Origin of the sequence: Cedecea davisae (genome assembly GCF_044095835.1) — a bacterium.
Lineage (GTDB): Bacteria > Pseudomonadota > Gammaproteobacteria > Enterobacterales > Enterobacteriaceae > Cedecea > Cedecea davisae.
Map to the genome: position 1 here is coordinate 611540 of NZ_CP172054.1, position 18807 is coordinate 630346.

At 55.8% G+C, this 18807-nt stretch carries 18 protein-coding genes and 2 pseudogenes; 12 read left to right on the plus strand and 8 right to left on the minus strand.

What is annotated here, in order from left to right; translation table 11 throughout:
• Positions 1 to 42: 42 nt before the first annotated feature.
• The 3 genes and pseudogenes from gcvP to ACG1VR_RS03415 all read left to right on the plus strand — a co-directional run.
• Positions 43 to 2916, plus strand: a complete 2874-nt coding sequence (gcvP, locus tag ACG1VR_RS03405; protein WP_395490207.1) for an aminomethyl-transferring glycine dehydrogenase — start codon at positions 43 to 45, stop codon at positions 2914 to 2916.
• 58 nt (positions 2917 to 2974) lie between these two features.
• Positions 2975 to 3718 (plus strand): SDR family oxidoreductase, encoded by a 744-nt coding sequence (locus ACG1VR_RS03410; RefSeq protein ID WP_265439330.1) that lies wholly within the window; start codon positions 2975 to 2977, stop codon positions 3716 to 3718.
• Positions 3719 to 3763: 45 nt separating this feature from the next.
• Positions 3764 to 3823, plus strand: a pseudogene (locus ACG1VR_RS03415) (hypothetical protein); the annotation flags it as partial.
• A gap of 3 nt (positions 3824 to 3826) precedes the next feature.
• On the opposite strand, the pseudogene ACG1VR_RS03420 reads toward ACG1VR_RS03415, so the two are convergent.
• From ACG1VR_RS03420 to ACG1VR_RS03430, 3 genes and pseudogenes are all read right to left on the minus strand, one after another.
• Positions 3827 to 4033 (minus strand): annotated as a pseudogene (locus ACG1VR_RS03420) (pentapeptide MXKDX repeat protein); the annotation flags it as partial.
• A gap of 38 nt (positions 4034 to 4071) precedes the next feature.
• Positions 4072 to 4833 (minus strand): molybdopterin-dependent oxidoreductase, encoded by a 762-nt coding sequence (locus tag ACG1VR_RS03425; RefSeq protein ID WP_395490208.1) that lies wholly within the window; start codon positions 4831 to 4833, stop codon positions 4072 to 4074.
• A gap of 9 nt (positions 4834 to 4842) precedes the next feature.
• The gene (locus tag ACG1VR_RS03430) at positions 4843 to 5454 is read right to left on the minus strand and encodes a cytochrome b/b6 domain-containing protein (RefSeq protein ID WP_395490209.1); all 612 of its coding nucleotides are present in this window, start codon (positions 5452 to 5454) and stop codon (positions 4843 to 4845) included.
• A 145-nt stretch (positions 5455 to 5599) separates the two neighbouring features.
• Here ACG1VR_RS03430 and ACG1VR_RS03435 point away from each other — a divergent pair, with 145 nt between their 5' ends.
• Positions 5600 to 6313: a response regulator transcription factor gene (locus tag ACG1VR_RS03435; protein WP_216376772.1), complete on the plus strand. Its 714-nt coding sequence runs from the start codon at positions 5600 to 5602 to the stop codon at positions 6311 to 6313.
• 3 nt (positions 6314 to 6316) lie between these two features.
• Positions 6317 to 7783, plus strand: a complete 1467-nt coding sequence (locus ACG1VR_RS03440; protein WP_395490210.1) for an ATP-binding protein — start codon at positions 6317 to 6319, stop codon at positions 7781 to 7783.
• Between the two features lie 28 nt (positions 7784 to 7811).
• On the opposite strand, the gene ACG1VR_RS03445 is transcribed toward ACG1VR_RS03440, so the two are convergent.
• The 3 genes from ACG1VR_RS03445 to ACG1VR_RS03455 form a co-directional block, all read right to left on the minus strand.
• Positions 7812 to 9245 (minus strand): 6-phospho-beta-glucosidase, encoded by a 1434-nt coding sequence (locus ACG1VR_RS03445; RefSeq protein WP_395490211.1) that lies wholly within the window; start codon positions 9243 to 9245, stop codon positions 7812 to 7814.
• A 164-nt stretch (positions 9246 to 9409) separates the two neighbouring features.
• A complete protein-coding gene (locus ACG1VR_RS03450) occupies positions 9410 to 10138 on the minus strand; it encodes a MurR/RpiR family transcriptional regulator (protein WP_016538101.1) in 729 nt (242 codons plus the stop codon).
• Between the two features lie 42 nt (positions 10139 to 10180).
• On the minus strand, positions 10181 to 10774 hold the full coding sequence (locus ACG1VR_RS03455) for an HD family hydrolase (RefSeq protein WP_216376787.1): 594 nt from the start codon (positions 10772 to 10774) through the stop codon (positions 10181 to 10183).
• Positions 10775 to 10953: 179 nt separating this feature from the next.
• On the opposite strand from ACG1VR_RS03455, the gene ACG1VR_RS03460 reads away from it, so the two are divergent.
• A complete protein-coding gene (locus tag ACG1VR_RS03460) occupies positions 10954 to 11607 on the plus strand; it encodes a hemolysin III family protein (protein ID WP_016538099.1) in 654 nt (217 codons plus the stop codon).
• 38 nt (positions 11608 to 11645) lie between these two features.
• Here the strand turns inward: ACG1VR_RS03460 and ygfZ are convergent, their stop codons facing one another.
• A complete protein-coding gene (ygfZ, locus tag ACG1VR_RS03465) occupies positions 11646 to 12632 on the minus strand; it encodes a tRNA-modifying protein YgfZ (protein WP_395490212.1) in 987 nt (328 codons plus the stop codon).
• 246 nt (positions 12633 to 12878) lie between these two features.
• Between ygfZ and sdhE the strand changes: the two genes are divergently transcribed.
• Positions 12879 to 13145, plus strand: a complete 267-nt coding sequence (sdhE, locus tag ACG1VR_RS03470) for an FAD assembly factor SdhE (protein WP_016538097.1) — start codon at positions 12879 to 12881, stop codon at positions 13143 to 13145.
• Positions 13126 to 13548: a protein YgfX gene (locus ACG1VR_RS03475; RefSeq protein ID WP_016538096.1), complete on the plus strand. Its 423-nt coding sequence runs from the start codon at positions 13126 to 13128 to the stop codon at positions 13546 to 13548. The genes sdhE and ACG1VR_RS03475 overlap by 20 nt, the downstream gene beginning before the upstream one ends.
• 12 nt (positions 13549 to 13560) lie before the next feature.
• Here ACG1VR_RS03475 and fldB read toward each other — a convergent pair whose 3' ends face one another.
• A complete protein-coding gene (gene fldB, locus ACG1VR_RS03480; protein ID WP_395490213.1) occupies positions 13561 to 14082 on the minus strand; it encodes a flavodoxin FldB in 522 nt (173 codons plus the stop codon).
• 102 nt (positions 14083 to 14184) lie between these two features.
• Between fldB and xerD the strand changes: the two genes are divergently transcribed.
• From xerD to prfB, 4 genes are all read left to right on the plus strand, one after another.
• Positions 14185 to 15081 (plus strand): site-specific tyrosine recombinase XerD, encoded by an 897-nt coding sequence (xerD, locus tag ACG1VR_RS03485; RefSeq protein WP_039898799.1) that lies wholly within the window; start codon positions 14185 to 14187, stop codon positions 15079 to 15081.
• A 28-nt stretch (positions 15082 to 15109) separates the two neighbouring features.
• A complete protein-coding gene (dsbC, locus tag ACG1VR_RS03490; RefSeq protein WP_016538093.1) occupies positions 15110 to 15826 on the plus strand; it encodes a bifunctional protein-disulfide isomerase/oxidoreductase DsbC in 717 nt (238 codons plus the stop codon).
• Between the two features lie 6 nt (positions 15827 to 15832).
• The gene (recJ, locus tag ACG1VR_RS03495) at positions 15833 to 17566 is read left to right on the plus strand and encodes a single-stranded-DNA-specific exonuclease RecJ (RefSeq protein ID WP_395490214.1); all 1734 of its coding nucleotides are present in this window, start codon (positions 15833 to 15835) and stop codon (positions 17564 to 17566) included.
• A 139-nt stretch (positions 17567 to 17705) separates the two neighbouring features.
• Positions 17706 to 18804 (plus strand): peptide chain release factor 2 gene (prfB, locus tag ACG1VR_RS03500; protein WP_115586332.1). Its coding sequence is split into 2 segments (ribosomal slippage): positions 17706 to 17780 and positions 17782 to 18804, totalling 1098 coding nucleotides; the frame shifts between segments, so codons are not numbered across the junction.
• Positions 18805 to 18807: the final 3 nt, after the last annotated feature.

An 18807-nucleotide genomic window follows, 5' to 3' on the forward strand; every position in this document is an offset into this window, starting at 1 on the left:
TTCCTTCGGGGAGAGGGGAAAACACTTCAGGAATCACCGCTCATGACCCAGTCTTTACGTCAGCTAGAGAATCACGAAGCGTTTATCGACCGCCACATTGGCCCGAACGCACAGCAGCAGCAAGAGATGCTGGACACCGTAGGCGCGCAGACGCTCAACGAGCTCATCGCCAGCATCGTTCCGCAGGATATCCAGCTTGCCGAACCGCCTCAGATTGGCAGCGCTGCTACCGAATTCGCCGCGCTGGCTGAATTAAAAGCCATCGCAGGCCGCAATAAACGTTTCAAAACTTACATTGGCATGGGTTATACCGCGGTTCAGACGCCGCCGGTGATTCTGCGTAATATGCTGGAAAACCCGGGCTGGTACACCGCCTACACGCCTTATCAGCCGGAAGTTTCCCAGGGCCGTCTTGAAGCATTGCTGAACTTCCAGCAGGTGACGCTGGACTTAACCGGGATGGATATCGCCTCGGCCTCGCTGCTGGACGAAGCTACCGCCGCCGCCGAAGCGATGGCGATGGCTAAGCGCGTCAGCAAGCTGAAAAACGCGAACCGCTTCTTTGTGGCTGCCGACGTGCATCCGCAAACGCTGGACGTGGTGCGTACCCGCGCTGAAACCTTCGGCTTTGACGTCATCGTTGATGATGCGGCTAAAGTGCTGGATCACCAGGACGTGTTCGGCGTGCTGTTGCAGCAAGTTGGCACCACCGGCGAAGTTCACGACTACAGCGCCCTGATCGCCGAGCTGAAGCAGCGTAAAGTTGTGGTTAGCGTGGCGGCAGACTTTATGACTCTGGTGATGCTGACCGCTCCGGGCAAACAGGGCGCGGACATCGTGTTCGGCTCTGCCCAGCGCTTCGGCGTGCCTATGGGCTACGGCGGCCCGCACGCGGCATTCTTCGGCGCGCGCGACGAGTTTAAACGCTCCATGCCGGGCCGTATTATCGGCGTATCCCGCGATGCCGCTGGCCGTACCGCTCTGCGTATGGCAATGCAGACTCGCGAGCAGCACATTCGCCGCGAGAAAGCGAACTCCAACATCTGTACCTCTCAGGTGCTGCTGGCGAACATTGCCAGCCTGTATGCCGTATTCCACGGCCCGGCTGGCCTGAAACGCATCGCCGGTCGTATTCACCGCCTGACCGATATTCTGGCAGCCGGCCTGCAACAGAAAGGCCTGGTCCTGCGCCATAAACACTGGTTCGACACGCTGTGTGTAGAAGTCGCCGACAAAGCCGCGGTGCTGGCTCGCGCTGAAGCGCGTGAAATCAACCTGCGCAGCGACATTCATAACGCCGTTGGCATCACGCTGGACGAATCAACCACCCGTGAAGACGTGGCGGCGCTGTTCGACGTGCTGCTGGGCGATGCTCACGGCCTGGATATCGACAAGCTGGATCGCGACGTTGCCAACGACAGCAACTCGATCCCGGCCCCAATGCTGCGCGATGACGAGATCCTGACTCACCCGGTATTCAACCGCTACCACAGCGAAACGGAGATGATGCGCTACATGCACTCTCTGGAGCGTAAAGATCTGGCGCTCAACCAGGCGATGATCCCGCTCGGCTCCTGCACTATGAAGCTGAACGCCGCCGCGGAAATGATCCCAATTACCTGGCCGGAATTCGCCGAGCTGCATCCGTTCTGCCCGGCAAACCAGGCTGAAGGCTACCATCAGATGATCGCCCAGCTTTCCGACTGGCTGGTTAAACTGACCGGCTACGACGCGCTGTGCATGCAGCCGAACTCCGGTGCGCAGGGCGAATACGCTGGCCTGCTGGCTATCCGCCGCTACCACGAAAGCCGCAACGAAGGCAGCCGTAATATCTGCCTGATCCCAAGTTCCGCACACGGCACTAACCCGGCGTCTGCCCAGATGGCCGGCATGGAAGTGATCGTGGTGGCCTGCGACAAGCAGGGCAATATCGACCTGGAGGATCTGCGTGCTAAAGCCGAGCAGGCGGGCGAAGCGCTTTCCTGCATCATGGTGACTTACCCGTCCACCCACGGCGTGTACGAAGAAACCATCCGCGAAGTGTGCCAGATTGTTCACCAGTTCGGCGGCCAGGTTTACCTCGATGGCGCGAACATGAATGCTCAGGTCGGGATCACCACGCCGGGCTACATCGGCGCGGATGTTTCGCACCTCAACCTGCACAAAACCTTCTGTATTCCGCACGGCGGCGGCGGCCCTGGCATGGGCCCTATCGGCGTGAAGGCGCATCTGGCTCCGTTTGTTCCGGGCCACAGCGTGGTGCAAATTGAAGAGATGCTGACCCAGCAGGGCGCGGTTTCTGCGGCCCCGTTCGGCAGCGCATCGATTCTGCCAATCAGCTGGATGTACATCCGCATGATGGGCGCAGACGGCCTGAAGAAAGCGAGCCAGGTTGCTATCCTGAATGCTAACTACATTGCGACCCGCCTGAAGTCGGCCTATCCGGTGCTGTATACCGGTGCCAACGGTCGCGTGGCTCACGAATGCATTCTGGATATTCGTCCGCTGAAAGAAGAGACCGGTATTAGCGAGCTGGATATCGCCAAACGCCTGATCGACTTCGGCTTCCACGCGCCAACCATGTCGTTCCCGGTTGCGGGTACGCTGATGGTTGAGCCGACAGAGTCCGAAAGTAAAGTCGAGCTGGACCGCTTTATCGCCGCGATGCTCTCTATCCGCATCGAAATCGATCGCGTGGTGGCAGGCGAGTGGACGCTGGAAGATAACCCGCTGGTGAACGCCCCGCACACTCAGGACGAAATCGTTGCCGAGTGGGCGCACCCGTATACCCGCGAGCTGGCGGTATTCCCGGCAGGCCACGGCAACAAATACTGGCCGACCGTTAAGCGCCTGGATGACGTTTACGGCGACCGTAATCTGTTCTGCTCCTGCGTGCCGATGAGCGAATACGAATAGTTTTTACAGATGAATCAAGGGCACTCCGGTGCCCTTTCTTTTTTCTACAGGGGGTCAAATGGGCGTAGCTTTAGTGACCGGCGGCAGTCGCGGTATCGGCAAAGCCACCTCGCTTCTACTGGCGCAGCACGGCTATAAAGTCGTGGTTAACTATCTTCGTAATAAGCAGGCTGCGGACGATGTGGTCAATGCGATTATCGCTAATGGTGGTGAAGCGCTGGCGCTGCGTGCGGACATTGCCGACGAGCTTCAGGTGATGGCTATGTTTGCGGAAATAGACAACGCTTTTGGGCCGTTAACCGCGCTGGTGAATAATGCCGGGATCCTGTTTCAGCAATCTACCATTGAGAACTTGACCGCCGAACGTATTAACCGCGTTATGGCGACCAACGTGACGGGCTATTTTCTCTGCTGTCGCGAAGCGGTGAAGCGCATGGCTTACCGGCACGGCGGAGAAGGCGGCTCGATTGTTAACGTTTCTTCTGCGGCGGCGCGTTTAGGCTCGGCTGGAGAATATGTTGATTATGCAGCATCAAAAGGCGCTGTAGATACGCTGACTACAGGGCTGGCGGTCGAAGTTGCCGCTCAGGGCATTCGCGTTAACTGCGTGCGGCCTGGGTTTATTTATACCGAAATGCATGCCTCCGGCGGAGAAGCTGGCAGGGTGGATCGGGTGAAAACAGCGCTTCCAATGCAGCGAGGCGGGCAGCCTGAAGAAGTCGCCGAGGCTATTGCCTGGTTGCTTAGCCGTAAGGCTTCCTATGTGACCGGGACGTTCATTGATGCCGCAGGCGGAAGATAACTCGCTACGCCAGAAGAGGGTGAGACTGGCGTAGCGCGTGGTTTATTGCTTGCTCATACTGTCTTTAGCCATACCGTCTTTGGCCATGCTGTCTTTACCCATAGCGTCTTTGCTCATGCCGTCCTTCTTCATGCTTCCTTTGGGCATGCAGTCTTTTTTCATGCCGTCTTTATTCATATCGCCTTTACAGGTATGGGTCATTTTGCCCATTGAGTCCTTCGCCATATTATCTTTGCTCATTGAGTCGGCGGCATTTGCACCGGCAATACCAAACAGCATGGATGAGCACAGCAGGGCAGCGTAGATCTTTTTCATGATGTATTTCCTTGTAATGATGATGGGGTCATTGCTTATTAACTACCGCCGAACCAGTTATAGCCCTGGTCTTCCCAGTAGCCGCCGGGGTAGCGATTAGTGACTTCAATAACCTGAATATGTTTCGGGTTCTTGTAGCCGAGTTTGGTTGGAATACGCAGCTTCATCGGGTAGCCGTATTTGCGCGGCAATATCTTGCCGTCCCACGTCAGGGCAATAAGCGTTTGCGGGTGCAGGGCGGTCGCCATATCAATGCTGGTGTAATAGTCATCCGCGCATTTGAAGCTGACATATTTAGCTCTAAGGTCCGCGCCAATTCCCTTCAGAAAGAGAGCGAAGGGAACGCCGCCCCATTTGCCGATGGCGCTCCAGCCCTCGACGCAAATATGGCGGCTAACCTGGCTGACCTGTGCCATCTGGTGAAGCTGCGCCAGCGTCCAGGGGCGCTTATCGCTGATTAACCCGGCCAGCTCAAGGCGGTAATCATCGCCGTTAATATCGGGAGCTTCGTCCTCGCCGTAGAAGGCATTAAATGGAAAATGTGGGTCAATCATGCTTTCCGGGTAAACCGGAGCCAGCTGGCTACCGTTAAATAACCAGGCTTGAATACGGTCGTTAAAACGTGAAATTTTGTTCAGGGAGCTTTCTACTTCTGCGTTGTCGCTAATATCGCAGCCGGTGAGCATGGCGATACCGCCGAGGGTCAGCCCCTGTTTTAAAAAACGGCGGCGGCCTTCCTGAGTCAGTTGTTTATTAATGAGCTGCGTCGCTTCTTTCAGAAATTCATTTTTATCGCTCATATTTTTTCCTCAGCGGCCACGAAGCATGGCTAATAACGTGCGCGGCACCAGCGCCACCATCACCAGGTGAATAACCACAAAGCCAACCATTGCCGACATGGCGTAAAAATGGATGAAACGCGCATTGTCGTAACCCCCGAGCAACTCCCGCAGCAGTGAAAATTGCACCGACTTCCAGATAACGAGGCCGGAAATAACCAGCAGCAGGCTATCGGCGATAACGAATAAATAGGCGGCTTTTTGCACCATGTTGTAATGGCTGAGGTCGGCGTGGGCTAATTTCCCGCGCAGCGCCGCCAGGGCATCCCGCAATAATTCACCGGGCGATAAGGGCCAGTATTTTTGCCTGAAGCGCCCGGTAGCGATATTGCACAGCAAATAAACCAGACCGTTGACAGCAAATAACCACATCCCGGCAAAATGCCACTGCAACGCGCCGCCCAGCCAGCCGCCAAGCGTTAGCGCGTTGGCAAACTGAAAATCAAACAGCGGGGAAGCGTTATAAATTCGCCAGCCGCTGGTCACCATAATCAGCATCGCCAGTGCATTCAGCCAGTGGCAGAGCCTTAGCCATAAAGGGTGAACGACCGTTGGGGCGGTTTGCAGCGTTGAGCTTTCCATCGTCCGGCTTCCTCATGATTCGATGAAGCGAGTATTGGCCGAATTTGTTCCCGGTTGCCTCACGCAAAGTTAAATTAAATGTGACAACTTAACCGCCGCGAGTTGTGTAAACTTTGGCTAAGCCAGGCGTGCAGGAGTAGAAGATGTGAATCAGGCAAAAAAAATACTAATCGTGGAAGACGACGAGAATATCGCCGAGCTTTTACAGCTTCACCTGCGGGAAGAAGGTTTTGAAATTGTGCACGCCGCAGACGGAAACCTCGGGCTGGAAAAGCTCCGGCAGGGCGGCTGGGATGCGCTGATCCTGGATTTAATGTTGCCCGGCGTGGACGGGCTTGAGATTTGCCGTTTTGCCCGCAGCATGACGCGCTACACGCCGATTATCATGATAAGCGCTCGTTCCAGCGAAACGCACCGTGTGCTGGGCCTCGAGCTGGGAGCCGACGATTACCTCGCCAAACCGTTTTCCATGCTGGAGCTGGTTGCTCGCGTGAAAGCGCTGTTTCGCCGACAGGAAGCGATGAGCCAGAACCTGCGGCTTGATGCGGGTACGCTGACTTTTGGCCCGCTTTCTATTGACCCGCTGGCGAGGGATGTCCGCCTCAACCAGCAGCCCGTGGAGCTGACGCCGCGCGAGTTCGACCTGCTCTACTTCTTTGCCCGCAATCCGGACAAAGTCTTCTCGCGCCTGAACCTGCTAAACCAGGTCTGGGGCTATCAGCACGAAGGCTATGAACACACCGTCAACACCCATATAAACCGCCTGCGCATCAAGATTGAAGAGAACCCTGCGGAGCCGAATTTTATTCGCACCGTATGGGGAAAAGGCTACAAATTTACCGCCCAGCTACGTGAGTAACCTATGCGAATTCTTACGCTTTCCCGGCGCCTGACGCTGGTTTTTGCCGTGCTGTTATTAACCGCCTGCACCTTCCTCGGCTGGCTGCAGGTGCGAACCAGCACGCAGTACAGCCAGGCGGTTATCCAGCAACTTTCCGGCGACCTTGCTCAGCACATTAACCAGAGCTACCCGCTGCTCGGGCAGGACGGGCTGAATAAAGACTCGGTGCGCACGCTGTTCGACCACCTGATGGCCGTGAACCCCAGCGTGGAAGTTTATCTGCTGGATAAGCAGGGCAATATCATCGGTGATGCCGCGCCCGACGGGCATATTAAGCGGCATCAGGTTGACCTTGCCCCGCTCCAGGCCGCGCTGAACGGAGGCAAGTTCCCGCTTTACGGCGACGATCCTCGTAGCCTTGAAGGTCAAAAGGTCTTCAGCGTTGCGCCGATGCTGCGCGACGGCAAGCTTGAGGGCTACCTGTATGTGGTCCTGCTCGGAGAAACCTATAACCAGCTGGCAAACAGCGCCCAGTTTGATGCCGTCCTGAAGCTGAGCCTGCTGTTGATTGGTCTGGTCTGCGTGCTGGGGCTGGTGGTTGGCGGGCTGGCCTTCCGCTGGATAACCCGCCCTTTGCGTGAACTTTCTCGGCACGTTAAAGCGCTGGAGGCGGGCGGCATGGCAGAGATGCAGGCTATGGCCGCGCTGCCGCAAAGTACCGCCGGAGATGCTGACGAACTGGCTCAGCTGCGCCACGGGGTGATTGCTATGGCGGGGCGCATATCGGAGCAGTGGCATAGCCTGACCCAGCAGGATCAGCTGCGGCGCGAGTTTATCGCCAATATCTCTCACGACTTGCGTACGCCGCTTACTTCCCTGCACGGCTATCTCGAAAGCCTGTCCGTGATGTCGGCTACCCTGAGCGAAGCGGATAAAAAACGTTATCTGGATATCGCCCTTGCTCAGAGCCAGAAGGTCGGTGCGCTGGCGCAGTCGCTGTTTGAGCTGGCGCGGCTGGAATATGGCGTGGTGAAGCCGCATAAAGAGAGCTTCTCTCTTAGCGAGCTGTTGCAGGATGTTTTCCAGAAGTTTGAGCTTCCGGCCCAGACTCGTCAGCTGGAACTATTGGCCGATATTCAGCCGGGATTGCCGCTAATTGAGGCGGATGTCAGCATGATTGAACGTGTTCTGACTAATCTGCTGGATAACGCCATTCGCCACACGCCGGATAAAGGCGTGATTGCCGTGCGGCTGTGGAAGGAGCTGGATAAAGTGATGGTCCAGGTCAGCGACAGCGGGCCGGGTATTCCGCAGGAGCTAAAAGAAGGGCTGTTTGTCCGGCCGTCGATTGTGAATCAATCCCGCCTCCGGGTCGGCGGACTGGGGCTGATGATCGTGCGCCAGATGCTACAGCTGCACGGCAGCGATATTGCGCTGGTAGACTCGCCGCAGCGCGGTGCCTGCTTCCGGTTTGGTCTGCGTGTCTAAAAAATGGGGCGCCTGAGCGCCCCAACTTTTAAAGTTTCTCGCCGTTGCTGGCAATCACTTCTTTGTACCAGTTAAAACTCTTCTTACGGGAGCGGGACATATCGCCGGTGCCGTCGTCGTGTTTATTCACGTAGATAAAGCCGTAGCGCTTGCTGTACTGGCCGGTGGTGAAGGACACGCAGTCTATGCAGCCCCACGGGGTGTAGCCCATCAGATCCACGCCGTCGTAGGTGACCGCTTTTTTCAGTTCTTCAACGTGAGCGCGCAGGTAGTCGATGCGGTAGTCATCATTGATTGAGCCATCGGCTTCCACTTTATCGTAGGCACCAAAGCCATTTTCCACGATAAACAGCGGCTTCTGGTAGCGCTCATACAGTTCGCACAGCGCGTAGCGCAGGCCAACCGGATCAATCTGCCAGCCCCAGTCGGAGGCTTTAACATGCGGGTTCGGCACGCTGCCCTGGAAACCTGAAAGCGCATCGCCGCTGCCGCCTTCGGCCTGCACGGCATTAGTCATGTAGTAGCTGAAGCCCAGATAATCGCAGACGCCTTCGCGCAGGATTTCTTCATCACCGGCTTCCATTTTGATATTGAACTCGCGGCGTTCCCATTCGTTCAACACATAGGACGGGTAGTAGCCGCGCAGCTGAACGTCGGTAAACACGTAGCGCTCGCGCATAGATTCCTGAGCGTACATCTGGTCTTCCGGCTTGCAGGAGAATGCGTAAAGCGGAACCATTGCCAGCATGCAGCCGATTTGCATCTCCGGGTTAATGCGGTGGCCAATTTTTACCGCCATGGCGCTGGCCACAAACTGGTGATGCAGCACCTGGTACATCACTTCTTCCGGGTTGTCGTGTTCGGTATAAACCACGCCGGAGCAACAGTAACCAAACAGCGGTGCGCGCCAGTTGCGCTGGTTGTTGATCTCGTTGAAGGTCATCCAGTATTTCACCTTACTCTTATAGCGCTCGAACACGACTTCGGCGAAGCGAACAAAGAAATCAACGACTTTACGGTTTGTCCAGCCGCCGTATTCGGTGACCAGATGGTGCGGCATTTCAAAATGGGAGAGGGTAATAACCGGCTCGATGTTGTACTTCAGCAGTTCATCAAACATCTCGTCGTAGAACTTCAGGCCTTCTTCATTAGGCTGCTGCTCGTCACCGTTTGGGAAAATGCGCGTCCAGGCGATGGAGGTACGGAAGCACTTGAAGCCCATCTCGGCGAACAGCTTGATGTCTTCTTTGTAGCGGCCATAGAAATCAATGGCTTCATGGTTAGGGTAATATTTACCCGGCTCAACCTGCTGGGTTATTTCTCGCGCCACGCCGTGCGCGCCGCCGGTCAGTACATCACAGATGCTCGGGCCTTTACCGCCCTGGTTCCAGCCGCCTTCAACCTGGTGCGCGGCAACAGCGCCGCCCCATAAAAAGTCCTTCGGTAACTTCAGTTGTTTCATAATATTTCATCTCACCGTTAGCGCTGAAAATAATGTGCGACAGCGCACATTTCGACGCCGAGTTAATAATCTCTGACGTCGAGTCTAACAAATGAAAAATGATTGTCACGATATAACAAATAACAGCAAATGTGATTTGTCACAAATAAAAAACAGGATGTTTTTTACAACATTCTTTTCGCCAGTCGGCGGCCAATTGTTTCGAGAATATAAATCACGGGGATTTGTGTGGTGATATCGTACACGCCTGCGATGCGCACCGGCGGAATATGCCAGGAGATATTAAAGTCGGCAAGTTTCGCCAGCGAGGAGTTTTCGTGGCTGGTTATCGACATCACTTTGCAGTGATGCAGGCTGAACTGGCTGGCGAAGCGGAGGATCTCTTCGGTTTCGCCGGAAACCGAGAGTACAATCGCCAGCGCGTTGCGTGCCATATCATTGGTTACCGGGAAATAAGGATCGTCGATGTGGTTACTGAATTTACCGACGTTAGAGAAAAAGCGTGCGCCATATTTAGCTAATGCGCCAGAAGTACCAGCGCCGACAAATATAATACGCTCTGAAGCACAAATTATATCTACCGCATGGTCGATAAGATTATCAAACTCTTCATTGTTGGTACTTTTGAAAAAGCTAATAATTTCGCTGCTGCCGAAATTAGCAGGTTGCGATTCGCTTTGCTCCAGGAATAATTTAAAACGGACGCGGAATTCAGAATATCCTTCACAATTAAGCTTGCGGCAAAAACGCAGCACGGTGGTGGTGGAAACGCCCGCGGCGTCCGCCAGCTCACGGATAGTCATGTACATCACTTTGTCTTTGTTTTTAATGACAAAGTTATACACTAACATTTCCAGGCCGTTCAGCCTGGCAATTGCCGCGTGGGTAAACATACTCTCTCTTCCTGCAAATGTGTTTCTTGCCAACGGCCCGGGCTAAAGCAGCCAGCCTTTTTCCTGCGCCTGATATAAATGGCGCTCGATATGTTGCCATAATTCCGGCCAGCTTTCTCCCACCTGTGCGTTTCGGGTTAATACCTGTTGCAGCGAAATATTGTTCTCGCGCCAGCTTTGGCCTTCGTTATGCAGATTCAGCAGGATAGGCAAAATACGATCCAGCGCGCCGGCAAAGCGTGCATCCGGGCTTGTGCCCGCTTCGTACTCTTCCCAAAGCGCAAGAAATTGTGGCCCCTGAGGGGCGGGCAATAAACCAAACAGGCGGCGTGCGGCGGCGGCTTCTTTCTCCGCTATGGCTTCGCGGGCGGCCAGGTCATAGACCAGCACGTCGCCCACGTCTATCTCGACGATGTCGTGCAGCAGCGCCATCTGAATCACGCGCTGGATATTAACTTCTGCCGCTGCGTAAGGTGCCAGGCTCATGGCGGCAACCGCAAAGTGCCAGCTGTGCTCGGCGGAGTTTTCGTGCCGTTCATGACCAATAATCCGCGTACGGCGCTGGACCAGCTTGAGTTTGTCTATCTCCATCAGGAAGTGGATAACCGCGCTCATTTCGCCAAATGCCTGCTGCATCATGTTTTTTCCCTGTGTTTTTAACCATCGCTGGAGTGTAAAAGAAATCACTCCGGCTGACGAATCACGGCGGTAGCCGGTGCTCACATATTTATTTTAGCTTACAGGTGTTCACTGGAATCATTCTCAGTTAGGCTAGTGATGCTGCGTTATTATTCTTAATATCCGGGAGGAGCCAGATGGCTCACAAACCACTTATCGCACATGGATATTCTCTGGCTGAGGAAGTAGCCAACAGCATCAGTCACGGTATCGGGCTGGTGTTCGGCATTGTTGGTCTGGTGCTGCTGCTGGTTCAGGCGGTGGACGCCAACGCCAGCGCAACGGCAATCACCAGCTACAGCCTGTACGGCGGCAGCATGATCCTGCTGTTTCTGGCCTCCACGCTGTACCACGCCATCCCGCACGAGCGGGCCAAGCGCTGGCTTAAAAAATTCGACCACTGCGCTATCTATCTGTTGATAGCAGGAACCTATACGCCATTTTTGCTGGTAGGGCTGAATTCGCCGCTATCAAAAGGGCTGATGATTGTTATCTGGAGCCTGGCGCTGGCCGGTATTCTGTTTAAGCTCACCATAGCGCATCGTTTTAAAGTGCTGTCGCTGGTGACCTATTTATTGATGGGCTGGCTGTCGCTGGTAGTTATCTACCAGATGGTTATCAAGCTGGCACCGGGTAGCGTGACCCTGCTGGCAATTGGCGGGATAGTCTATTCTCTCGGGGTGATTTTCTACGTCTGCAAACGTATTCCGTACAACCATGCTATCTGGCACGGCTTTGTGCTCGGCGGCAGCGTCTGCCACTTCCTCGCAATCTATCTCTACATTCGCTAAATAACGGCGCCCCGCTAAAGGGGGCGCTTCGTTTTGAATTAACTCTCTTCCAGAGAATAGGGCAGCGGCTCGAGTGCGAGCTTCCCGCTTGCATCGTCGCGCACGCGCAGCACGCTATCCGGTTCCAGATCGTTGTTCATCACCACCTGCACCAGAATACGGCCGTCGTCCAGCGGGCTGGCTGCCAGCACGCTGCCGGTGCGACGCCAGTTTTCGCCCATTTGCAGCTCAAGGTCTTCTCCGGCTTCCGGCACGCGGCCTGCGTGACCCGCCAGATACCAGAGCGCACGTTTGTTTGCCCCGCGGAATTTTGCACGGGCGACCATTTCCTGCCCGGTGTAACAGCCTTTTTTAAAGCTGATGCCGCCCAGCGCCTGAATATTGGTGGCCTGGGGAATGAACTGAGCGCTGTTGGCGCTATCAATAACCGGCAAGCCGCCTTCAATATCCAGCGCCAGCCACTGCTGGCTGTCGTTTAGCTCCGCCTGGCCGCGTAGTTTCCCGCTCAGGTTCGCGGCACCTTCTTCATCGGTCACAATCAGGAAACGCTCCGCAGGCAGGTTTAGCCACAGCAAAGTGCTTGCTCCCTGTTGCACAACCGGGGTTTCTTCATCAGGCAGCGTGTCGAACACGGTTGCCAGCGCCGCGCGCGCCTGGAAACCAGCCAGGCCAAGCAGCACGCTGGCATCGTCAGCGCTGATGGTGACCTTTGAAAACACGGCATATTTTTTTAGCTCGGCCAGTTGGGCATCGCGCAGGCTGCGGCGTTCAATAAAAGCAAAGCCCTCGCCGCGATGGAACAGGCGCAGGTTGCTCCACATTTTCCCTTTTGCATCACAATGGGCGCACAGCACATGCTGGCTGGCGTCCAGTTTAGCGACATCGGCGGTGACCTGGCCCTGAAGGTATTTTTCAGCGTCTGCGCCAACGGCGGTGGCGACAGCCCAGTCATCAAGCGTCATCAGCGTCAGCGGAAGGCGAGCTGAGGCGCTGGGCTGGCGCGGAGGAAACGGATTAAAAGCCATAACAGAGATCCCGGGTTATCCAACGGTTTAATCTCTCAATGGTAAAAGAGACACAGGGCAATGCAAGCAGTTTAATGACGCCATTTGTGTGTTTGCGAGCTTCCCCGAAGGCTGTCGTGCAAACCGGCTTGTTGCATCAATTTGTGCCGGGAAAGTGCGCACAACAAAACATTCCGGTAATCCCGCTGACGAAAACACGTTACACTAATCCGGTACCCAACTTGATGGCTAAGCAGGAAAGTGCACATGGATATCAATAATAAAGCCCGAATTCACTGGGCATGCCGCCGCGGAATGCGCGAGCTGGATATTTCGATTATGCCGTTCTTTGAACACGAATATGAAACGTTGAGCGACAGCGACAAGCAGCTGTTTGTACGTCTGCTGGAAAGTGACGATCCGGACTTATTTAACTGGTTGATGAACCATGGTAAGCCGGATGATGCGGAACTTCAGCGTATGGTAGCCCTGATCCAGACTCGGAATAAAGAACGTGGTCCTGTGGCAATCTGATCTCCGTGTCTCCTGGCGAGCGCAGTGGCTCTCATTACTGGCTCACGGCCTGGTGGCGCTGTTTGTGCTGCTGATGCCGTGGCCGATGAGCTACACGCTTGTCTGGATGCTGCTGCTGTCGCTGGTGGTTTTTGACAGCGTACGCAGCCAGCGCCGCATTCACGCCCGGCAGGGAGAGGTCAAACTGCTGACGGATTTCCGTCTACGCTGGCAGGGGCATGATTGGGAAATTGTCGGCAACCCGTGGGTTACCGCGAGCGGTATTATGCTGAGGCTGCGTCGCCCGGCGAAGCATCGCTGCCAGCACTTGTGGCTGGCGTCAGACAGTATGGATGTTGGGGAATGGCGCGATTTACGCCGCCTGCTGTTGCAACAACAGGCGAGCGGGAACGGTCAGGCCTGAGGCCTGGCCGATTCAGGCAAAGCGTTCCGCCATTTCACCGAGGATCTGCTCGCACCAGTTTTGAATGCGTTCGTCGCTCAAGTCGTACTGATTGGTTTCATCCAGCGCCAGGCCTACAAACAGCTGGCCGTCGGCGATGACCGGCTTAGGGCTGGTGAACTCGTAGCCTTCGGTCGGCCAGTAGCCAATAAACTGAGCGCCGCGCGGAGCCAGCTTATCGTGCAGCATGCCGAGCGCATCCAGGAACCATTCACCGTAGCCAAGCTGGTCGCCCATACCGTACAGCGCGACGAGTTTGCCTTCCAGATTCAGGTTATCCAGCTGCGGCCAAACGGCTTCCCAGTCTTCCTGCAGTTCGCCGAAATCCCAGGTCGGGATGCCAAGGATCAGTACGTCGTACTGTTCCATTTTTGCGGGGGCATCGTCTTTCAGGTTATGCAGCGTGACCAGCTCCGGGCCAATGATGTCGCGAATTTTTTCGGCAGCCATCTCGGTGTAGCAGGTGCTGGAGCCGTAAAAAAGACCAATGTTCATAGCAATAACAACTCATTTTAATAACGTGCAGATGGCCAAGTGTACCAGATCCCGTTCGCCATCATGCATAATGGACACAATTCGCCAAAGTGGGAGCCCAGAGTGGAGCAGGACCTGGCCCGTATTGAACAATTTCTGGACGCGTTATGGCTGGAGAGAAATCTGGCTGAAAATACGCTCAGTTCTTATCGCCGCGACCTCACCATGGTGGCCGAATGGCTTCAACATCAGCAGCTGAGTTTTTTAACCGCTCAGGCTGCGGACCTGCAGGCGCTGCTTGCCGAGCGCCTCGAGGGCGGTTATAAAGCCACCAGCTCCGCGCGGCTGCTGAGCGCGATGCGGCGGATGTTCCAATATCTGTACCGCGAAAAGATGCGTGACGATGACCCCAGCGCGTTGCTCTCATCGCCCAAGTTGCCGCAGCGTTTGCCAAAGGATTTAAGCGAAGCGCAGGTCGAACGCCTCTTACAGGCCCCTTGTACCGACCAGCCGATTGAAATGCGCGATAAAGCGATGCTTGAAGTGCTGTACGCAACCGGGTTGCGCGTGTCTGAACTTGTTGGGCTGACGATGAGCGATATCAGCCTGCGTCAGGGCGTGGTGCGGGTTATCGGCAAAGGCAATAAAGAGCGGCTGGTTCCTCTGGGCGAAGAGGCGGTTTACTGGATTGAGCAATATCTGAAGTATGGCCGCCCGGAGTTGCTAAACGGGCAGTCGCTGGACGTGCTATTTCCCAGTAATCGGGCCCAACAGATGACGCGCCAGACTTTCTGGCACCGCATCAAACACTATGCGGTACTGGCCGGTATCGACAGCGAAAAGCTTTCGCCGCACGTGTTGCGTCATGCTTTTGCCACGCATCTGCTGAACCATGGCGCGGATCTCCGTGTCGTACAGATGCTGTTGGGCCATAGCGATTTGTCCACCACACAGATTTATACTCATGTAGCGACGGCGCGTTTACGCCAGCTGCATCAACAGCACCACCCTCGGGCGTGAGTGCCACAAGATAGATAAAGGAATCATCATGAAAAAAGGTTTTTGGCTGCTTCCGCTGCTGGCCGCTTCCATTTCCGGTTTTGCCCACGCGGATGACGCCGCAATTAAACAATCGCTGGCGAAGCTGGGCGTTCAGGGGGCTGACATTCAGTCTGCTCCGGTTGCAGGAATGAAGACCGTACTGACCGACAGCGGCGTGCTTTACGTTACCGAAGACGGCAAACATGTCATCCAGGGGCCGCTTTATGATGTCAGCGGCGCACAGCCGATCAACGTTACTAACCAGCTGCTAACGGGCAAACTGAACGCGCTGGAAAAAGAGATGATTATCTATAAGGCGCCGAAGGAGCAGCACGTCATTACGGTGTTTACCGACATCACCTGCGGCTATTGCCACAAGCTGCATGAAGAGATTAGCGACTACAACGCGCTCGGGATAACCGTGCGCTATCTGGCCTTCCCGCGCCAGGGGCTGCAAAGCCAGGCTGAAAGCGATATGAAGTCTATCTGGTGCGCTAAAGACCGTAATAAAGCATTTGATGCGGCCATGAAAGGCGGGAACGTCGCTCCGGCAAGCTGCGACATCAACCTTGCCAATCACTACAACCTCGGCGTGCAGTTCGGCGTTCAGGGTACGCCAGCCATTGTGCTGAGCAACGGCACCATGATCCCTGGTTACCAGGGACCGAAAGAGATGAAGCAGATGCTGGATGCCCACAAACAGCTGATGAAGACGGGTGGTTAATCGCGGGTGAAACAGCAAACGCAACTTCGCCGCCGGGCCGTGGATAGCTCGGTGGCGCTTCCGGCTTCTCTGCCGCCTTTGTTACAGCGGCTGTATGCCAGCCGCGGCATCCGCGGTGAACAGGATCTGGAGCGCGGCGTAAAAGGCATGCTGCCGTGGCAGCAGCTTAGCGGGATGGAGCAGGCGGTTGCCTTACTCTACGGCGCACTGCGTGAAGGCCTGCGTATCATGGTTGTTGGTGATTTCGATGCCGATGGGGCGACCAGCACAGCGCTTAGCGTGCTGGCGCTGCGCAGCATGGGGGGCGAGAACATTGCCTACCTTGTGCCGAACCGTTTTGAAGACGGCTACGGGCTTAGCCCGGAGGTTGTCGATCAGGCCCACGCTCGCGGCGCGCAGATGATTCTGACCGTAGATAACGGCATCTCTTCCCACTCTGGCGTAGAGCGGGCGCACCAGTTGGGTATTCCCGTGCTGGTGACCGATCACCACCTGCCGGGAGAAACCCTGCCTGCGGCTGAAGCCATTATCAACCCGAACCTGGACGACTGTGAGTTCCCGTCTAAGTCTCTGGCTGGCGTTGGCGTAGCGTTTTATCTGATGCTTGCGCTGCGCACCCACCTGCGGGACAACGGCTGGTTTGAACAGCGTGGGCTTGCCATTCCAAACCTGGCGGAACTGCTGGATTTGGTTGCGCTCGGCACCGTAGCGGACGTCGTCCCGTTGGATGCCAATAACCGTATTCTTACCTGGCAGGGGCTGAGCCGCATTCGCGCCGGTAAATGCCGTCCCGGTATTCGGGCGCTGCTTGAAGTGGCTAACCGTGAACCGCATAAAATCGCTGCCAGCGACCTCGGATTTGCGCTTGGCCCGCGTCTTAATGCCGCCGGGCGGCTGGACGATATGTCCGTCGGCGTGGCGCTGCTGCTGAGCGATAATCTCGGTGAAGCGCGCATGCTGGCTAACGAACTCGATGCTCTGAACCAGACCCGTAAAGAGATTGAGCAGGGTATGCAGGTCGAAGCCCTGACCCTGTGCGAGCAGCTGGAGCGCAGCAGCGAAGAGCTGCCTTACGGCCTGGCGATGTACCATCCCGAGTGGCATCAGGGCGTGGTCGGCATTCTGGCCTCCCGCATCAAAGAGCGTTTTCATCGCCCGGTAATTACGTTTGCTCCCGCCGGAGATGGCACCCTGAAAGGTTCGGGGCGTTCGGTACAGGGCCTGCATATGCGAGACGCGCTGGAACGCCTGGACACGCTCTACCCGGGTATGATGCTGAAGTTCGGCGGTCACGCAATGGCGGCAGGGTTGTCGCTGGAAGAGGCTCGTTTTGACGAGTTCCGTCAGCGCTTTGGCGCTCTGGTTGGTGAATGGCTGGACCCGGCGCTGTTACAGGGCGAAATCTGGTCTGATGGCCCGCTTTCCGCTCAGGAGATGACGCTGGAAGTTGCCGAGATGCTGAGAGATGCCGGTCCGTGGGGGCAAATGTTCCCGGAGCCGCTGTTTGACGGCAAATTCCGCATCCTCCAGCAGCGGCTGGTGGGCGAGCGCCACTTGAAGGTTATGGTTGAGCCGCTTGGCGGCGGGCCATTGCTGGACGGGATTGCTTTTAACATTGATACCAGCCGCTGGCCGGACCCCGGCGTGCGCGAAGTTGAGCTGGCTTACAAGCTGGATGTTAATGAGTTTCGCGGTAACCGAAGCGTGCAGCTGCTTATCGAAAATCTCTGGCCGATATAGCCTGCGTTGTGAACGCCGCTGCAACTTTAATTACTTGGCTATATGCCCGGGACAAGGCTACAAAATGTGGCGTAAATCCGGTAAACTTTCCGGTTTACGACCGCATTTCATCTTCTGAAATCAACATAAGAAATTAAGCATGTTTGAAATTAACCCGGTAAAAAGCCGCATCCAGGACCTCACAGAGCGCAGCGACGTTCTTAGGGGGTATCTTTGACTATGATGCCAAGAAAGAGCGCCTCGAAGAAGTAAACGCCGAGCTGGAACAGCCCGATGTCTGGAACGAACCTGAACGCGCACAGGCGCTGGGTAAAGAACGTTCCGCGCTGGAAGCGATTGTCGACACGCTGGACCAGATGGCTCAGGGGCTGGAAGATGTTTCCGGTTTGCTGGAACTGGCTATAGAAGCCGACGACGAAGAGACCTTTAACGAGGCCGTTGCCGAGCTGGATCAGCTGGACGCCAAATTGGCTCAGCTTGAGTTCCGCCGCATGTTCTCTGGCCAGTACGACAGCGCCGACTGCTACATCGACATTCAGGCGGGTTCCGGCGGTACGGAAGCGCAAGACTGGGCTAGCATGCTGGAGCGTATGTACCTGCGCTGGGCAGAAGCGCGTGGTTTTAAAACCGAAATTATCGAAGAGTCGGAAGGCGACGTTGCGGGGATTAAATCCGTAACTATCCGTATTCAGGGCGATTATGCCTTTGGCTGGCTGCGTACCGAAACCGGCGTTCACCGCCTGGTGCGTAAGAGTCCGTTTGACTCCGGTGGCCGCCGCCATACCTCGTTCAGCTCCGCGTTTGTTTACCCGGAAGTGGACGATGATATTGATATCGAAATCAACCCGGCGGACTTACGCATCGACGTATATCGCGCGTCCGGCGCGGGTGGTCAGCACGTTAACCGTACGGAATCTGCGGTGCGTATTACCCACATTCCAACCGGAACCGTGACCCAGTGCCAGAACGACCGTTCGCAGCATAAGAACAAAGATCAGGCCATGAAGCAGATGAAGGCGAAGCTGTACGAGCTGGAAATGCAGAAAAAGAATGCTGAGAAGCAGGCGCTGGAAGACAACAAATCGGATATCGGCTGGGGCAGCCAGATTCGTTCTTACGTCCTCGACGACTCTCGTATCAAAGATTTGCGTACCGGGGTTGAAACCCGCAACACGCAGGCGGTACTGGACGGCGATCTGGACAAATTTATCGAAGCAAGTTTGAAAGCAGGGTTATGAGGA

Bases quoted from the DNA above. Each gene is read 5' to 3' on its own strand.
- ACG1VR_RS03410 (WP_265439330.1), top strand. From the start codon at position 2,975: ATGGGCGTAGCTTTAGTGACCGGCGGCAGTCGCGGTATCGGCAAAGCC.
- ACG1VR_RS03455 (WP_216376787.1), bottom strand. From the start codon at position 10,774: ATGCAGCAGGCATTTGGCGAAATGAGCGCGGTTATCCACTTCCTGATG.
- ygfZ (WP_395490212.1), bottom strand. From the start codon at position 12,632: ATGGCTTTTAATCCGTTTCCTCCGCGCCAGCCCAGCGCCTCAGCTCGC.
- ACG1VR_RS03430 (WP_395490209.1), bottom strand. From the start codon at position 5,454: ATGGAAAGCTCAACGCTGCAAACCGCCCCAACGGTCGTTCACCCTTTA.
- ACG1VR_RS03450 (WP_016538101.1), bottom strand. From the start codon at position 10,138: ATGTTTACCCACGCGGCAATTGCCAGGCTGAACGGCCTGGAAATGTTA.
- ACG1VR_RS03440 (WP_395490210.1), top strand. From the start codon at position 6,317: ATGCGAATTCTTACGCTTTCCCGGCGCCTGACGCTGGTTTTTGCCGTG.
- dsbC (WP_016538093.1), top strand. From the start codon at position 15,110: ATGAAAAAAGGTTTTTGGCTGCTTCCGCTGCTGGCCGCTTCCATTTCC.
- gcvP (WP_395490207.1), top strand. From the start codon at position 43: ATGACCCAGTCTTTACGTCAGCTAGAGAATCACGAAGCGTTTATCGAC.
- sdhE (WP_016538097.1), top strand. From the start codon at position 12,879: ATGGATATCAATAATAAAGCCCGAATTCACTGGGCATGCCGCCGCGGA.
- fldB (WP_395490213.1), bottom strand. From the start codon at position 14,082: ATGAACATTGGTCTTTTTTACGGCTCCAGCACCTGCTACACCGAGATG.
- ACG1VR_RS03460 (WP_016538099.1), top strand. From the start codon at position 10,954: ATGGCTCACAAACCACTTATCGCACATGGATATTCTCTGGCTGAGGAA.
- ACG1VR_RS03445 (WP_395490211.1), bottom strand. From the start codon at position 9,245: ATGAAACAACTGAAGTTACCGAAGGACTTTTTATGGGGCGGCGCTGTT.
- ACG1VR_RS03425 (WP_395490208.1), bottom strand. From the start codon at position 4,833: ATGAGCGATAAAAATGAATTTCTGAAAGAAGCGACGCAGCTCATTAAT.